14 protein-coding genes are annotated in these 14,472 nt (G+C 60.8%); 5 read left to right on the plus strand and 9 right to left on the minus strand.

Annotated features, from left to right (window positions below; genetic code table 11):
* Nucleotide 1 precedes the first annotated feature (1 nt).
* From flgK to A7J50_RS20670, 7 genes are all read right to left on the minus strand, one after another.
* Nucleotides 2–2,038: a flagellar hook-associated protein FlgK gene (flgK, locus tag A7J50_RS20640; protein ID WP_064453471.1), complete on the minus strand. Its 2,037-nt coding sequence runs from the start codon at nt 2,036–2,038 to the stop codon at nt 2–4.
* A 10-nt stretch (nt 2,039–2,048) separates the two neighbouring features.
* Nucleotides 2,049–3,308, minus strand: a complete 1,260-nt coding sequence (gene flgJ, locus A7J50_RS20645; RefSeq protein ID WP_064453472.1) for a flagellar assembly peptidoglycan hydrolase FlgJ — start codon at nt 3,306–3,308, stop codon at nt 2,049–2,051.
* Between the two features lie 10 nt (nt 3,309–3,318).
* Nucleotides 3,319–4,407, minus strand: a complete 1,089-nt coding sequence (locus tag A7J50_RS20650) for a flagellar basal body P-ring protein FlgI (protein ID WP_162232029.1) — start codon at nt 4,405–4,407, stop codon at nt 3,319–3,321.
* Between the two features lie 27 nt (nt 4,408–4,434).
* Complete coding sequence (flgH, locus tag A7J50_RS20655) at nt 4,435–5,130, minus strand: flagellar basal body L-ring protein FlgH (RefSeq protein ID WP_064453473.1); 696 nt, start codon at nt 5,128–5,130, stop codon at nt 4,435–4,437.
* A 53-nt stretch (nt 5,131–5,183) separates the two neighbouring features.
* Nucleotides 5,184–5,969, minus strand: coding sequence for a flagellar basal-body rod protein FlgG (gene flgG, locus A7J50_RS20660; protein ID WP_064453474.1), 786 nt, complete (start codon nt 5,967–5,969; stop codon nt 5,184–5,186).
* 69 nt (nt 5,970–6,038) lie between these two features.
* On the minus strand, nt 6,039–6,779 hold the full coding sequence (locus tag A7J50_RS20665; protein WP_053257324.1) for a flagellar basal body rod protein FlgF: 741 nt from the start codon (nt 6,777–6,779) through the stop codon (nt 6,039–6,041).
* Between the two features lie 330 nt (nt 6,780–7,109).
* A complete protein-coding gene (locus tag A7J50_RS20670; RefSeq protein ID WP_064453475.1) occupies nt 7,110–8,672 on the minus strand; it encodes a sigma-54-dependent transcriptional regulator in 1,563 nt (520 codons plus the stop codon).
* 257 nt (nt 8,673–8,929) lie between these two features.
* Between A7J50_RS20670 and phhA the strand changes: the two genes are divergently transcribed.
* From phhA to A7J50_RS20685, 3 genes are all read left to right on the plus strand, one after another.
* Nucleotides 8,930–9,721 (plus strand): phenylalanine 4-monooxygenase, encoded by a 792-nt coding sequence (phhA, locus tag A7J50_RS20675; protein WP_064453476.1) that lies wholly within the window; start codon nt 8,930–8,932, stop codon nt 9,719–9,721.
* A gap of 104 nt (nt 9,722–9,825) precedes the next feature.
* Nucleotides 9,826–10,182 carry a 4a-hydroxytetrahydrobiopterin dehydratase gene (locus tag A7J50_RS20680; RefSeq protein ID WP_017134918.1) on the plus strand — a complete coding sequence of 119 codons (357 nt, stop codon included), beginning with the start codon at nt 9,826–9,828 and terminating at the stop codon, nt 10,180–10,182.
* Entirely contained in the window at nt 10,182–11,375 is a 1,194-nt protein-coding gene (locus A7J50_RS20685; protein WP_064453477.1) for an amino acid aminotransferase, read from the plus strand. Before A7J50_RS20680 ends, A7J50_RS20685 begins: the two co-directional genes overlap by 1 nt.
* 123 nt (nt 11,376–11,498) lie before the next feature.
* Here the strand turns inward: A7J50_RS20685 and A7J50_RS20690 are convergent, their stop codons facing one another.
* Complete coding sequence (locus A7J50_RS20690; protein WP_053257328.1) at nt 11,499–12,308, minus strand: UDP-2,3-diacylglucosamine diphosphatase; 810 nt, start codon at nt 12,306–12,308, stop codon at nt 11,499–11,501.
* A gap of 137 nt (nt 12,309–12,445) precedes the next feature.
* Between A7J50_RS20690 and A7J50_RS20695 the strand changes: the two genes are divergently transcribed.
* Nucleotides 12,446–13,195 (plus strand): AraC family transcriptional regulator, encoded by a 750-nt coding sequence (locus A7J50_RS20695; protein WP_064453478.1) that lies wholly within the window; start codon nt 12,446–12,448, stop codon nt 13,193–13,195.
* A 99-nt stretch (nt 13,196–13,294) separates the two neighbouring features.
* On the plus strand, nt 13,295–14,179 hold the full coding sequence (locus A7J50_RS20700; protein ID WP_064453479.1) for a DMT family transporter: 885 nt from the start codon (nt 13,295–13,297) through the stop codon (nt 14,177–14,179).
* Nucleotides 14,180–14,182: 3 nt separating this feature from the next.
* Here A7J50_RS20700 and A7J50_RS20705 read toward each other — a convergent pair whose 3' ends face one another.
* Complete coding sequence (locus tag A7J50_RS20705; RefSeq protein WP_064453480.1) at nt 14,183–14,470, minus strand: SelT/SelW/SelH family protein; 288 nt, start codon at nt 14,468–14,470, stop codon at nt 14,183–14,185.
* Between the last annotated feature and the right edge of the window lie 2 nt (nt 14,471–14,472).

The following is a 14,472-nucleotide window of genomic DNA, read 5'->3' on the forward strand; positions in this document are numbered from 1 at the left end:
TTTAAAGGGCGTTCATCAGTGTGCTGAAGGTTTCTTGCGCGGCCTTGATGATCTGCGACGACGCGGTGTAGTACTGCTGGAACTTGATCATGTCGCCCGCCTCCTCATCCAGGTTGACCTGGGACACGGAGTTGCTGGCCGCCTTGTTCGCCGCCAGCAAGGCGCCGGTGGCGGTGCTGTCGGTGTTGGCCTGGGCCGCCTTGGAGCCCACCTGCGACACCAACCGGCTATTGGCACTGACCAGGCTGACGCCCGCGTTGCCATCCACCGCGCCGACCGTCGCCTTGGTCTGCAACCCCAGCAATTGCTGGGCGTTACGGCCATCGGAGGTCGCACCGCTGTTGAACGAAAAGGTGGTGCTGTCGCCATTGGCGGGCGCACCGGACACCGTGGTATCAAAGCTGAAGCTCTTGCCTGGGATCAACGTACCAGTGGCATCGCGCATCGGCACATTGATGGTGACCTTGTTGCCCTGCCCCGGGATGATACTGCCGGTGCCGATCGCGTTGCCCTGGGCATCGTTGACCGTGTAGGACTGGGTGCCATCCGCCGCAGGCTTGCCGAACACCATCTTCACCGGCATCGAGTTTTCGATCCCGGCACGCAATTGAGCAGTGGCGGCGCCGCCGTTGATATCAATCGGCACGGTCAATGTCGGTTGCGTAAACGCGCCGGTGCCGGTGTTGGTTTTGCTGGCATTCCCCGCCAAGGGTGCAGCGAACGCGAGTTTGTTCGGGTCTTTGAGATCGACGCTAATGTTGCTCGCACCCGTGGCGGTCGGGCTGACCTTGAAGCTGTCACCGGCAGCGACCGGCCCCTTGCCATTCAAGGCCAGGGTGAAACCGTCAATCACCGGCGGCGGCGTGGTGGTGGTGTCGAACGAACCCATGGCTTTGCCATCGGAACGCACCACGTTGTACTGGTTGCCGCTGGTGAAGGTGACTTTGTAGTCGAAGGTCGACAGCTTGCTGCTGTCGGCAATCGTCACGTTCAGGTTGCCGGAGCCTGCGCTGTTACCCGAGGCGGCCTGGCTACGTTGAGTAATCGCTGCCGCACTGTTGATGTCGCTGAACAGCGAAGAGCCGAAATCACTGTTGAGGTCCAAACCCTGACCCAACTGGCTGTTGACGCTGTCCGCCGTGGCGATGGCGATGCGGCCCAGGTCGTTGATGGCCGGCATCAGCGCATCACTGCGGTAACGCAACAAGCCGCCAATGCTGCCGCCGGAAACGACATTACCGATGTCCATCGGTGTGTCGCCCATGTTCAGCTGGATGGTGTACTGGCTGTTGTCGGTCTTGCTGGGCACGGCTGAAATCGTGTTGGCGACATTGCCCTCGACGAGCGACTGCCCCGTGCCAGTGGTGATGCTGACCTGGCCGTTCTTCTCGGTGGCCGTGACACCAATCAGTTCATTGAGCGAACGTACCGCCTCGTTACGCGCATCCAGCAGGTTGGCCGGCGCGCTGGTCGAGGAGCCCTGGGCCTGGGAAATCTGACCATTGAGCGACGCAATCGACGACGTCAGCTTGTTGACCTGATCGCTCATGGTGGTCAACTGGGCGTTGATGCCTTCTTTCTGCTGAGTCAATTGCGTGGAAATCGCGTTGAAGCGGTTGCTCAAGGTCTGGGCACTGGTCACCAGCAGTTGCCGGGCGGACACGTCGCTGGGCGTCGCCGCGGCGGTCTGCAGCGAGGCAAAAAATGCGCTGAGCACCGCAGACATGCCGGTGGATTTGTCCGACAAGGTCTTGTCGATCGCTGCGGCCTGGCCCGCGTAGGCAGTGGCATCGCTATTGAGCGCCGTGCTGCTCTGGTAGGCGGCGCCCAAAAAGTCGTTATAAATGCGGCGCACATCCGCCAGCGTCGTGCCGCTGCCGATAAACACGCCGCCATAGGGGTTGCTGGCATTGGCGTTCTGAGTGGTCTGCTGACGCGAGTATCCCGGGGTGTTGACGTTGGCAATGTTGTTACTCAAGACCGACAGCGATCCTTGAGCGGCGTTGAGCCCTGACATCCCGATACTGAGCAAACTCATGATTCAGACCTTATAAATGTGTGGTAGCGCCAGCGGCTGCGTAATTCTGGTAACTGTTCATCGTTTTGGCGATCTGCGAAATCTTGCTGGCGTAAGCCGGATCGGTTGCATAACCGGCTTTCTGCAACTCGCGTACAAACTGCTCCGGGTTGTCGGCTGATTTCACAACTTCTTTATAGCGATCATTGCTTTGCAGCAGTGTCACCAGGTCATGGAAGCTGTCTTGGTAAGAGTTGTAGGAACGGAAATGCGCCGTCTCCTTGACCATCGCCCCATCGCGAAACTCACTGGTGATTGCGCGGGCCTGGGCACCCTGCCAACTCTGACCGGCTTTGATACCGAACAGGTTGTGGCTGCTGCTGCCGTCTTCGGCGCGCATCACCGACTTACCCCAACCGGTTTCCAGCGCGGCCTGGGCCACCAGGTACTTCGGATCGATACCGATACGCGCGGCGGCCGCCTTGGCCATCGGCAGCATGGTGGCGACGAATTCATCCTGCGAGCTGAAGGCCTTCTTCGCCGGTGCCAAGGGTGGCTGGGCAACGGCGCGACCATAAACCTGCATGCGCCCGCTCGGTACGGCAAAGCTGCGCGCCGCGCTGTTGATCACCGTGTCGGCGGCGACACTGTTACGCAGTGGCGCGCTTGCCGGGGTGGTGGCAGCGGTAGCGTTTGGCACGATGCCAATGAGCAGGCGATCAGTCAGCTTGCTCGGCAAGGAGATACGGCGCTGGTTCATCAGCGCCACGTCGTTGGCATGAGTGTTGGTGCCTTCAGGGACCGCCACACGGAACGCCCACAGAGGCCGCTGCCCATTGGAGCGACCCAGCGGCCCATTCGCCTTGGTACCCGCCGCGATTTCCGTCGGCACATCCGCTTTCTTCACCGGCTCGGCAGCCGCCGGGCCTTGCAAGGTAGCGGCCTGGGCGTCCACTGGCTTGTTCTTCTGCATCTGGCGCATCAGCACGTCGGCCAGGCCGATACCGCCGCCTTCGCGGGACATCGAGACTGCCAGTTGCTGGTCGTACATTTCCTGATATTGCTTGGCCGCCGGGGTGTTCAGCGGGTTGTCCTTGCCGAGGGCCTCGGTGGCCGAGCGCATGGACTTGAGCATTTCGCTCAAGAACAGCGACTCGAACTCCTGCGCCACTTTGCGCATGTTGCCGTCGCTGTTCTTGTCGGCACCGACCTTGAGCTGATTAAGCCGGTTCAAGTCGGAGTAAGACCCCGAGTCTGCCGTGCTGCTGATCCCGCTCTTGCGCATGTCCATGGCGATGGCCTCAGATCACAATCAGGTCGGCTTGTAAGGCGCCGGCCTGTTTCAAAGCTTCGAGGATCGCCATCAAGTCGCCTGGGGCCGCGCCCACCTGGTTCACCGCACGGACAATCTCGTCCAGGGTAGTGCCGGGGCCGAACTTGAACATCGGCTTGGCTTCTTGCTGAGCATTAACCCGCGAGCGAGGTACCACCGCCGTCTGGCCATTGGACAACGGCCCAGGCTGGCTGACGATAGGGTCTTCGGTGATGGTGACAGTCAGGCTGCCATGGGTCACCGCTGCCGGCGACACTTTGACGTTCTGGCCGATCACGATGGTGCCGGTACGCGAATTGATGATGACCTTGGCCACCGCCTGGCCCGGGTCGACCTCAAGGTTTTCCAGGATCGACAGGTAATCGACACGCTGGCTTGGGTCCAACGGTGCCGTCACACGGATCGAGCCGCCATCAATGGCCTGAGCCACGCCAGGGCCGAGCATGTCGTTGATCTTGTCGACCACGCGCTTGGCGGTGGTGAAGTCAGAACGGTTGAGGTTCAACGTCAGGCTGTTGCCCTGGTTGAAACCGCTGGGCACGGTGCGTTCCACCATGGCGCCACCCGGAATCCGTCCGGCAGACGGCACGTTCACGGTAATTTTCGAGCCATCACGGCCTTCGGCATCAAAACCACCCACGACCAGGTTGCCCTGGGCGATGGCATAGACGTTACCGTCGATACCCTTGAGCGGCGTCATCAACAGCGTGCCGCCGCGCAGGCTTTTCGAGTTACCGATGGACGATACGGTGATGTCCACCACCTGGCCCGGCTTGGCGAACGCCGGCAAGTCAGCACTGATGGACACGGCCGCGACGTTTTTCAGCTGCACGTTGCCCGAACCCGCCGGCACCTTGATGCCGAACTGCGAGAGCATGTTGTTGAAGGTCTGCAGGGTGAACGGGGTTTGGGTGGTCTGGTCACCCGTGCCATTGAGCCCTACCACCAGGCCGTAACCGATCAACTGGTTGGAACGCACGCCGGAAATGCTGGCGATGTCTTTGAGGCGTTCGGCCTGGGCGACAGCGCTTAAGGAAAGCAGGAGTGCCGCCGCCATCAGCTGTTTGAATTTCAAAGTGGTCACCTAGAAAGGGAACAGCGGGCTAAGGAAGAAACGGTCGAACCAGCCCGGCTGACTGGCATCAGCAAACGAACCCGTACCCGAGTAGGTGATGCGTGCATCGGCAATCCGCGTCGACGGCACAGTGTTGTCAGTGGCAATGTCATCGGCCCGCACCATCCCGGCAATACGCACCAACTCATCACCGGTATTGAGGGTCATCCACTTTTCGCCACGGATGGCGATGATGCCGTTGGGCAACACATCCGCGACGGTCACGGTGATCGAACCGGTGAGGCTGTTACCCTGCCCCGCCGCGCTCTTGCCATTGGTGGCGCGGTCGCCGCTGTAGCCGGCATTCAAGCTCAGATCACCACTGCCCAACGGGTTATTGGTATTGGGGACGCCACCAAACAACGAGGTCAAGCCAATGCTCGTCTTGCTGGTCTTGCCCACCTGCGAGTTGGCGTTTTTGCTGGCTTGGGTCTTCTCGTTCAAGGTGATGGTGATGATGTCACCGACCCGGAACGCCTTGCGGTCGCTGTACAGGTTCTGTTCGAAACCGGCCTGGTAGATCGAGCCATTGTTGGCCGCCGCAGGCAAGGGCGTGCGCGGCAGCACCGGCGCGTAGTACGGGTCATTGGGTTTTGGCGTCGGGGCGACACAGCCCGCGAGCACGGCGATCCCACTCAATGCCAGAACAGAAACATAGCGATTCATGACCCTTACCTCACGGTGTTGCAGGCGCCGTCGAAGGCGCCCCATAGACTTGATTACAGATTCTGCGTTACGAACGAAAGCATCTGGTCGGCGGTGGAAATCACCTTGGAGTTCATCTCATAGGCGCGCTGGGTGGTGATCATGTTGACCATCTCCTCAACCGTGCTGACGTTGGACGTTTCCAGGGTGCTTTGCAGGGTGGTGCCGAAACCGTTCAGGCCAGGGGTGCCGATTTGCGGCGCGCCACTGGAAGCGGTCTCCAGGAACAGGTTGTTACCAATGGCTTGCAGGCCGGCCGGGTTGATGAAGTCGGCGGTTTGCAGGTTGCCGATCACTTGCGAAGCCGGGTTGCCGGCAACGGTGATGGACACGGTGCCGTCGTTACCAACGGTGAAGGTCTGGGCGTTGGCGGGTACGACGATCGCCGGTTCCAAGGCAAAGCCGTTGGAGGTAACGACCTGGCCATTGGCGTCCAGGTGGAACGTGCCGTCACGGGTGTAGGTGGTGGTGCCGTCCGGTTGCAGGATCTGGAAGAAACCTTTGCCGTTGATGGCCATGTCCAGCGGCTGCCCGGTTTGCTGCAGGTTACCCGCGGTGAAGTTCTTCTGGGTGCCGACGATTTGCACACCGGTACCCAGTTGCAGGCCCGACGGCAGTTCGCTGTCCTGGGTCGACTGGGCACCTGGCTGGCGCTTGATCTGATAGAGCAAGTCCTGGAACTCGGCGCGGTCACGTTTGAAGCCCGTGGTCGACACGTTCGCCAAGTTGTTGGAAATGGTGGTCAGGTTAGTGTCCTGGGCGGACAAACCTGTTTTGGCAACCCATAGAGCCGGAAGCATGCTGTTCTCCTTCGTGCGCCTGTTTGTTGGCGCTGCGCTGCAAAATTAGTGTTCAGTCAGGGACGGCTATCAGCTCATCGCCAATACGCGGGTCATGGCCTGGTCGTCTTCTTTAGCGCTGTTCATCATTTTGATGTGCAGCTCGAACTGCTTGGAAAGCGACAGCACTGCGGTCATTTCTTCAACGGCATTGACGTTGCTCGCCTGCAGGAAGCCCGAGGTCAACTTCACGTTCGCGTCGGCCTGGGCGGGTTGGCCATCCTTGGTGTGGATGGTGCCGTCCAGACCTTTGGTCATGTTCTTGAGGTCCGGCTGGACCAGCTTGATGCGGTCCACTTCAGCCATCACCCGTGGGCCTTCGCCCATCGCGCGGATGCTGATGGTGCCGTCGGCACCCACTTCGATTTTCTGCTGGGGCGGCACGGCAATCGGGCCACCGTTGCCCATGATCGGCATGCCGTTGCCGGCACGCAGCACGCCCAACGCGTCGACGTTCATGCTGGCGCTGCGCACGTAGGCTTCGCTGCCATCCGGCGTTTGCACGGCCATCCAGCCATTGCCGTTGACCGCCACATCAAGGTCACGACCGGTTTCGATCATGGCGCCCGGGGAGAAATCGGTGGCTGGTCGTTCGGTCATGGCAAACGCCCGCGCCGGAAAGCTGTCACCAAACACCGGCATCGAACGCGCCTGCTCCAGGTCACGCTGGAAACCGTTGGTGGAAATGTTCGCCAGATTGTTGGCATGGGCCTTCTGCGCCAGTGCATTCTGGCTGGCGCCGGTCATTGCCACATAAAGGTACTTGTCCACGCTCTATCCTCTCTCTGACGGACGCTTGCCGCCCACCGCTGTACTGATAAGGCTTAAGCAATTTGCGAACCAACTTTTTAAAAGAGGGAAAAGTCCAGACAGCGCGGGGGTTTGCGGGGAGGTGTGAGGATTTCAAGGCTGGGAGAGAGTCGAAAAAACGGCGGACTACTGCCGCCTGCGGCAAGCACAGGTCTTGAAGATGACAAATAACAAATGTGGGAGCTGGCTTGCCTGCGATGGCGTAGGGTAAGTTGGCTTATGTGTCACTGATACACCGCCATCGCACGCAAGCCAGCTCCCACAGTTTTAAACCGTGTTTAGCCTGGTGCCTTATTTATCGCTCTTAAGAATTTCGTAATCGCGCAACTTATTGGCGATGGTGGTGTGCGACACGCCCAGGCGCTTGCCTAATTGACGACTGCTCGGGTGCTCGGCATACAAGGCTTCCAGAACCGCCTTTTCGAAACGCCCGACGATGTTTTCCAACCCGCCCTCCAACGAAAAATCGCCAAGCGGCTGACGCACCCTGTAATCCGGCAAGCGAATATGCTCCGCCTTGACGGTGCCGCCCTCGCATAACGACACTGCCTGAAACAGCACGTTTTCCAACTGCCGCACATTACCCGGCCAATGGTAATGACTGAGCCGATCCATTGCCGCCGGTGCCAACCTGGGCAGTGGGCAGCCAATCTGCCGACTGGCTTGATCAAGAAAATGCTCAACCAAAGGCGCCAAACCATCCAGGCATTCACGCAAGGGCGGGATGTGCAACGACAGCACATTAAGGCGGTGATACAGGTCTTGGCGAAACTCGCCCCGGGCGCACAGCTCGGACAAATCGACCTGGGTGGCGCAGATCACCCGCACATCCAGATACACCTCCTCATCACTGCCCACCCGGCGGAAGCAACCGTCCTGCAGAAAACGCAGCAACTTCACCTGCAACCGCGCGCTCATTTCTCCCACACCATCGAGAAACAACGTACCGCCCGCCGTCAGTTCCAGCAGCCCGAGCTTGCCTTCCGCGCGCGCGCCTTCAAAGGCACCCGGGCCATAACCAAACAGCTCTGTCTCAGCCATCGACTCTGGCAGCCCGGCGCAGTTAAGCGCCATCAACGGCGATTGCCCGCGCGGGCTGGCCAGGTGACAGGCGCGCGCCAGTAACTCTTTGCCGGTGCCGGTTTCGCCTTCTATTAATAGAGGCGCATCCAGGGGCGCCATGCGCCGTGCCTCACGAACCACCGCCGCCATGACCCTGGAGCTCTGGAAAATACTGTCGAAGCCGCGCAGTTCCTGCTTGCGCACATTGTAGATACGCTCACCGACGCGGTCGGCGCGGTGCAGGGTCAGCACTGCGCCGGCCATGGCTTCGCTGTCATCGTGCTCGGAGGATTGCAGCGGCGCGATGTCCGCCAGGAATACGTCGCCCTTGACCTTGACCCGCAAGCCATTGATCCGCGACTTGCTCGCGCGCACCAGCTCCGGCAGATCGAAGTCCTCGGCATAACGCGACAACGGAATCCCCGGCACCTCGTCGACCCGCACCCCAAGCAACTGCGCCGCCGCACGGTTGGCGGCGACGATGGAGCCGCCCATGTCGATGGAGAGCACCGGAAACTCCAGCGCACCGAGCAACGCATTGAGCTCCATATGCCGACGCTCGCTGGGCATCAGCCCTACTCGCTTGACGCCAAACACCCCGGCAATCGCCTCGAATTTCGGGCGCAATGCCTGGAACTGCATGTTCACCAAATTGGGGCAAAACAGGTAAATCGCGTTGCCATGCTCGCCGCCAACTTCGCCTTTGGCGACGTTGACGCCGTACTCCACCAACAGGTTGAGGATGTCCCGCAGGATGCCGATGCGGTTCTGGCAGTGCACTTTGATACGCATGAAAAGGCCCGAAAGGTGGGAAGGCGCCGCGTCTTTTTGCCGCTGGGCGCAGATAGTCGTCAAGATTATGTGACAGAGCGCGCGCTTTTCACAGCCCAAGACACAGAAGAACCGGGCGATCGTAACGAATACTTTACGAAAATCGGTAACTTTTCCTACGCGACCAAGTCAGGGCTGGATGGAATCCGCCGCCTTCCGCGTTATCAATAGGCCATACGCCGAACATAACAAGAACGAATGCCTAGCAGGAGAGCCGTATGAAGCAGACGCAATACGTGGCCCGCGAGCCCGATGCGCAAGGTTTTATCCACTACCCGCCCGAAGAACACGCGGTGTGGAACACCCTGATTACTCGTCAGCTGAAAGTCATCGAAGGTCGCGCCTGCCAGGAATACCTGGACGGCATCGACAAGCTCGGCCTGCCCCTGGACCGCATTCCGCAACTGGGTGAAATCAACAAAGTGCTGGCCGAGACCACCGGCTGGCAAGTCGCCCGCGTGCCGGCGCTGATCCCCTTCCAGACCTTCTTCGAATTGCTCGCCAGCAAACAGTTTCCCGTGGCGACCTTTATTCGTACCCGTGAAGAACTGGACTACCTGCAAGAGCCGGACATTTTCCACGAGATCTTCGGCCACTGCCCGCTGCTGACCAACCCCTGGTTTGCCGAATTCACCCACACCTACGGCAAGCTCGGCCTGGCAGCGACCAAGGAGCAACGGGTGTACCTGGCGCGCCTGTACTGGATGACCATCGAGTTTGGCCTGGTGGATACGCCACAAGGTCGGCGCATCTACGGTGGCGGCATTTTGTCGTCGCCCAAGGAGAGCGTGTATTGCCTGTCGGATGAGCCGGAGCATCAAGCCTTCGACCCGCTGGAAGCCATGCGCACGCCGTATCGTATCGACATCCTGCAACCGCTGTACTTCGTACTGCCCGAGCTCAAGCGCCTGTTCGAAGTGGCGCAGGAAGACATCATGGGCATGGTCGAGCGCGGGATGCAGTTGGGTCTTCACGCGCCCAAATTCCCACCCAAACCCAAAGCGGCTTGAGCCTTACGTTTTGACGCCAGGTGAGTCTGTTCCCTGGCCCCGCGTTGCTTTAGGGTGACGCTACTGACGACCGTTTTTCAAACACTCGAATTCAGGACACACACATGACCACCTTGAACCAAGCCCACTGCGAAGCCTGCCGCGCCGACGCCCCGCAAGTCAGCGACGAAGAGCTGCCGGTACTGATCAAGCAGATTCCCGACTGGAACATCGAAGTCCGCGACGGCGTGATGCAGCTGGAAAAAGTTTTCCTGTTCAAGAATTTCAAATTCGCCCTGGCCTTTACCAACGCCATGGGTGAAATCTCCGAAGCCGAAGGCCACCACCCAGGCTTGCTCACCGAGTGGGGCAAAGTCACCGTGACCTGGTGGAGCCACTCGATCAAGGGCCTGCACCGCAACGACTTCATCATGGCCGCGCGCACCGACGAAGTGGCCAAGGACGCCGAGGGCCGCAAGTAATGCATTTCGATGCCATTGGCCGCGTGCCCGGCGACCCGATCCTCGGGCTGATGGACCTGTATGCCCAGGACAGCAACCCGAACAAGTTCGACCTGGGCGTGGGTGTCTACAAGGACGACCAGGGCCTGACCCCGATTCCGCACTCGGTGAAACTCGCCGAACAGCGCCTGGTGGACACTCAAACCACCAAAACCTACATCGGCGGGCACGGCGACGCAGCTTTCGGCACGTTGATCAGCGAACTGGTGCTCGGCGCCGATTCAGCGTTGATCCGCGAACGCCGTGCCGGCGCGACCCAGACCCCAGGCGGCACCGGCGCCCTGCGCCTGAGTGCCGACTTTATCGCCCACAGCCTGCCCGGCCGTGGTGTATGGCTGAGCAACCCGACCTGGCCGATCCACGAAACCATCTTCGCCAAGGCCGGCCTCAAGGTCAGCCATTACCCGTACGTGGACGCTGACAATCGCCTGGACGTGGCGGCGATGCTGGCGACACTCTCCACGGTACCGAAGGGCGACGTGGTGTTGCTGCATGCGTGCTGCCACAACCCGACCGGTTTCGACCTGTCCCGGGATGACTGGCGCCAAGTGCTGCAAATCGTACGCGAGCGCCAACTGCTGCCATTGATTGACTTTGCCTACCAGGGCTTCGGCGACGGTCTGGAGCAGGACGCTTGGGCGGTACGGCTGCTGGCAGCCGAGCTGCCGGAAGTGCTGATCACCAGTTCCTGCTCGAAGAACTTCGGCCTGTATCGCGACCGTGTCGGTGCGTTGATCGTGTGTGCGGCGGATGCCGAAAAGCTCACGGATGTGCGCAGCCAATTGGCCAATATCGCGCGTAATTTGTGGTCCACACCGCCGGATCATGGCGCCGCAGTGGTCGCGACCATCCTCGGTGATGCCGCGCTTAAGCAGGTGTGGAGCGACGAAGTCGAAGCCATGCGTTCGCGGATCGCACAGTTGCGCTCCGGGTTGGTGGAGGCGCTGGCGCCACACGGGCTGTCCGAACGGTTTGCGCATATTGGTGCACAGCGCGGGATGTTTTCCTACACCGGCTTGAGTGTCGAGCAGGTGAAGCAACTGCGGGAGAAGCACAGCGTGTACATGGTCAGTTCGGGACGGGCTAACGTCGCAGGTATTGATGCGACACGCTTGAGCCTGCTCGCCCAAGCCATCGCCGACGTTTCCAGCTGAAGCAGCCGGAAGTAAAGGCAGGAGCGGGCTTGCTCGCGAATGCGGTAGATCAGTCGTCAGATGCATCGACTGACACACTGCATTCGCGAGCAAGCCCGCTCCCACATTTGGATCGGCCCGGCTTTAGCCCGCGACCATTTCCGCTTTTAGCTGTGCCTCTTTTGCCTGCGCATCCGCCAACCGATACAACTCGATATGCCCATCCCAGTGCTCGATCAACGCCGTGCACGACTCCACCCAATCCCCGCAGTTGAGGTAATCCACCTCACCGACCTTGCGAATCTCCGCATGGTGGATATGCCCACACACCACGCCATGCAGCTCACGCTTGGTCACTTCGTGGGCGATCGCCTCTTCGAAATCACTGATAAAGCTCACCGCCGTCTTGACCTTGTGCTTGAGGTACGCCGACAGCGACCAGTAGCCATAGCCATACCGCGCACGCCAGTGATTGAGCCAGCGGTTCAGCGTCAGCGTGAACTCGTAAGCCGAATCCCCGAGAAACGCCAACCAGCGATGGTAACGGGTGATCACATCGAATTGGTCGCCGTGAATCACCAGCAGGTGGCGGCCATCAGCGGTGACGTGCACAGCCTCGTCCACCAACTGGATATTACCCAGGATCAGCTTGGAATAACGCCGTAGAAATTCGTCATGGTTGCCGGTGACGTAGATCACCTCGGTGCCGCGCTTGGCCATGGTCAGCAGCCGGCGGATCACGTTGGTGTGGGCCTGGGGCCAATACATGCCGCCACGCATCTTCCAGCCGTCGATGATGTCGCCGACCAGGTACACCTTGTCGGCGTGATAGCCCTTGAGGAACTGTGACAAGTGCTCGGCCTGGCAATCCCGGGTGCCCAGGTGCACGTCGGAAATCCACAGGGTACGCACCCGTTGCTTACGGCTGGGCTTGACGAACTCGGCACTGGTCATGGGCATCCCTCGACGGTGTTTTCGCGAGCTTGCACCCTTGCGATTAATAGCCCATGACAGGCGTGCGTCAGTCTGATGACAGCGTTTGCTGGCCGCAAAGCGTTGTAGACTGGCGCCATGCTGCCCAGGAGACCGCGATGAGACCGACCCTCACGCTGCGCCACTACATCGAAGCCCCCCTCGCCCACAGCCATGATCATGCGCAGTTGGTGTTCGGACTGTCCGGGCACCTGGACCTGGAAGTCGACGGCCATGGCAGCCAGGTGCACGAAAGCAGCGTGATGGTGCTGCCCTTCTCCGCCCACCATACCTGCGGCAGTCGCGATGGCAGCCGCTGCCTGGTGCTGGATGTGCCCACCGAACACTGGGTGGTGCAATCCTTGGGAGACCATGCCGACGCCAGCCGCCGCCTGCTCAATCAACCGGCACGCCTGGCCCTGGACTCCCGGCAAAGCCAGTTGGTGCAATGGCTGGCGCACAGCCCGGTGGATGATCCGCTGATCGTGCAGCAAGGCGCAGTGTTGTTACTGGCCAGCCTCAATCACCCGCTGGCCCGCCCGATGCAGGGCAAGCGCCTGCCCTATGCGGCATTCAACGCGCACATCGAGCGGCACGCCGCGCGCCCGCTGCAGGTGGCCGACCTGGCACGGATTGCCGAGCTTTCAGTGGCGCGCCTGCATGCACGCTTTATGGCGGAGTGCGGACAAACGCCGATGGACTATCTACGCAGCCGTCGCTTGCACATGGCGCTCGGGCTTCTACGTGAGACACCCCTGGCCATTGGCGACATCGCCGAACGCGTCGGCTATGCCTCGCAAAGTGCATTCTCTGCCGCCATGCTGCGCGAATTCGGCGCCTCACCCGGGGCGTTGCGGCGGGCGGCCTGACAAGAGCCTTGCGTTAATCACCGCGAGCGTCGCGACAGACACCGACGCCCTCGACCCTCTAGACTGCGATGCTGACACTCCGTTGTTTCAAGGATCGCAATGACTCCCCGTTCAGCCCTCGGCGCCCTGCATATCGGCGCATTGATGTTTGGCCTTACCGGCGTATTCGGCAAGCTGGCGGCCGCCTCGCCCGCCATCATTGTGTTTGGCCGCGCCGCCTTTGCCGTGCTCGCCCTGGCGGTGTTTGCCCGATTCGCCAGCAATACCACCTGGAAAAAACTGCAGATGCGCGACTGGCGTCGGCTGCTGGTCAGCGGCGTGTTGCTGGCAGCGCACTGGGTGACCTTCTTTATTGCAGTCAAAGTCGCCGGGGTCGCCGTCGCCACGCTCGGCTTTACCGCATTCCCGGCCTTTACCGTGATTCTCGAAGGGCTGATCTTCCGTGAGCGCATTCGCGCCAATGAAATCCTGCTGGTGGTACTGGTCAGCATCGGCCTGGTGTTGGTGACTCCAGACTTCAACCTTGCCAGTGCCGCCACCGGCGGCTTGCTGTGGGGCATCGCCTCAGGGCTGCTGTTTTCACTGCTGTCGCTGAACAATCGCGCCAGTTCTGGGCGCATCCCGGCGGTGCAGGCAGCACTGTGCCAGAACGTCGTGGTTGCGGCCTGCCTGTTGCCCGTGGCAGCGCCGGGGCTGGCGGATGTGCGGGCCTTGGACTGGTTGTGGATCGGGCTGCTCGGGGTTTTCTGTACGGGCCTGGCCCACAGCCTGTTTGTCGCCAGCCTCGCGGTGATCAAGGCACGCACGGCGTCGGTGGTGTTTGCCATGGAGCCGGTCTACGGCATCACTGCGGCGTGGCTGCTGTTTGCCGAAACCCCGACGTTGCGCATGATGCTGGGGGGCGCACTGATCATCGTCGCCATCGTGCTTTCGGGGCTGATGGGCAGTGCCAGCCAGGCCAAACAGCCCGCTGCAACGGCATGACCTTCAGGCGTTACGATCGTTGTGACCCAAATCCCGCTGCGGGTCGATCTGATCGCGCACGCGCTGTTTAAGCACTTTGGCTTCAGGGAAGCCACCGTCCGCCTTGCGCTCCCAGATCTGCACGCCGTCACAGGTGATACGAAACGCGCCACCGGTGGCCGGTTCCAGCGTCACGCGCCCGAGGTCGTCGCAGAACGTGCTCAACAACTCCTGGGCCAGCCATGCGGCGCGCAGCAGCCACTGGCACTGGGTGCAATACGTAATGACGATCTCGGGTTTGCTTGCAGACATAA

Origin of the sequence: Pseudomonas antarctica (genome assembly GCF_001647715.1) — a bacterium.
Lineage (GTDB): Bacteria > Pseudomonadota > Gammaproteobacteria > Pseudomonadales > Pseudomonadaceae > Aquipseudomonas > Aquipseudomonas antarctica_A.

Excerpts from the sequence above, each read along its gene's own strand:
- flgG (WP_064453474.1), bottom strand. The coding sequence starts at position 5,969 with ATGCTTCCGGCTCTATGGGTTGCCAAAACAGGTTTGTCCGCCCAGGAC.
- A7J50_RS20705 (WP_064453480.1), bottom strand. The coding sequence starts at position 14,470 with ATGTCTGCAAGCAAACCCGAGATCGTCATTACGTATTGCACCCAGTGC.
- A7J50_RS20670 (WP_064453475.1), bottom strand. The coding sequence starts at position 8,672 with ATGCGTATCAAAGTGCACTGCCAGAACCGCATCGGCATCCTGCGGGAC.
- flgJ (WP_064453472.1), bottom strand. The coding sequence starts at position 3,308 with ATGGACATGCGCAAGAGCGGGATCAGCAGCACGGCAGACTCGGGGTCT.
- flgH (WP_064453473.1), bottom strand. The coding sequence starts at position 5,130 with ATGAATCGCTATGTTTCTGTTCTGGCATTGAGTGGGATCGCCGTGCTC.
- A7J50_RS20695 (WP_064453478.1), top strand. The coding sequence starts at position 12,446 with ATGAGACCGACCCTCACGCTGCGCCACTACATCGAAGCCCCCCTCGCC.
- A7J50_RS20690 (WP_053257328.1), bottom strand. The coding sequence starts at position 12,308 with ATGACCAGTGCCGAGTTCGTCAAGCCCAGCCGTAAGCAACGGGTGCGT.
- flgK (WP_064453471.1), bottom strand. The coding sequence starts at position 2,038 with ATGAGTTTGCTCAGTATCGGGATGTCAGGGCTCAACGCCGCTCAAGGA.
- phhA (WP_064453476.1), top strand. The coding sequence starts at position 8,930 with ATGAAGCAGACGCAATACGTGGCCCGCGAGCCCGATGCGCAAGGTTTT.
- A7J50_RS20680 (WP_017134918.1), top strand. The coding sequence starts at position 9,826 with ATGACCACCTTGAACCAAGCCCACTGCGAAGCCTGCCGCGCCGACGCC.
- A7J50_RS20685 (WP_064453477.1), top strand. The coding sequence starts at position 10,182 with ATGCATTTCGATGCCATTGGCCGCGTGCCCGGCGACCCGATCCTCGGG.
- A7J50_RS20700 (WP_064453479.1), top strand. The coding sequence starts at position 13,295 with ATGACTCCCCGTTCAGCCCTCGGCGCCCTGCATATCGGCGCATTGATG.
- A7J50_RS20650 (WP_162232029.1), bottom strand. The coding sequence starts at position 4,407 with ATGGCGGCGGCACTCCTGCTTTCCTTAAGCGCTGTCGCCCAGGCCGAA.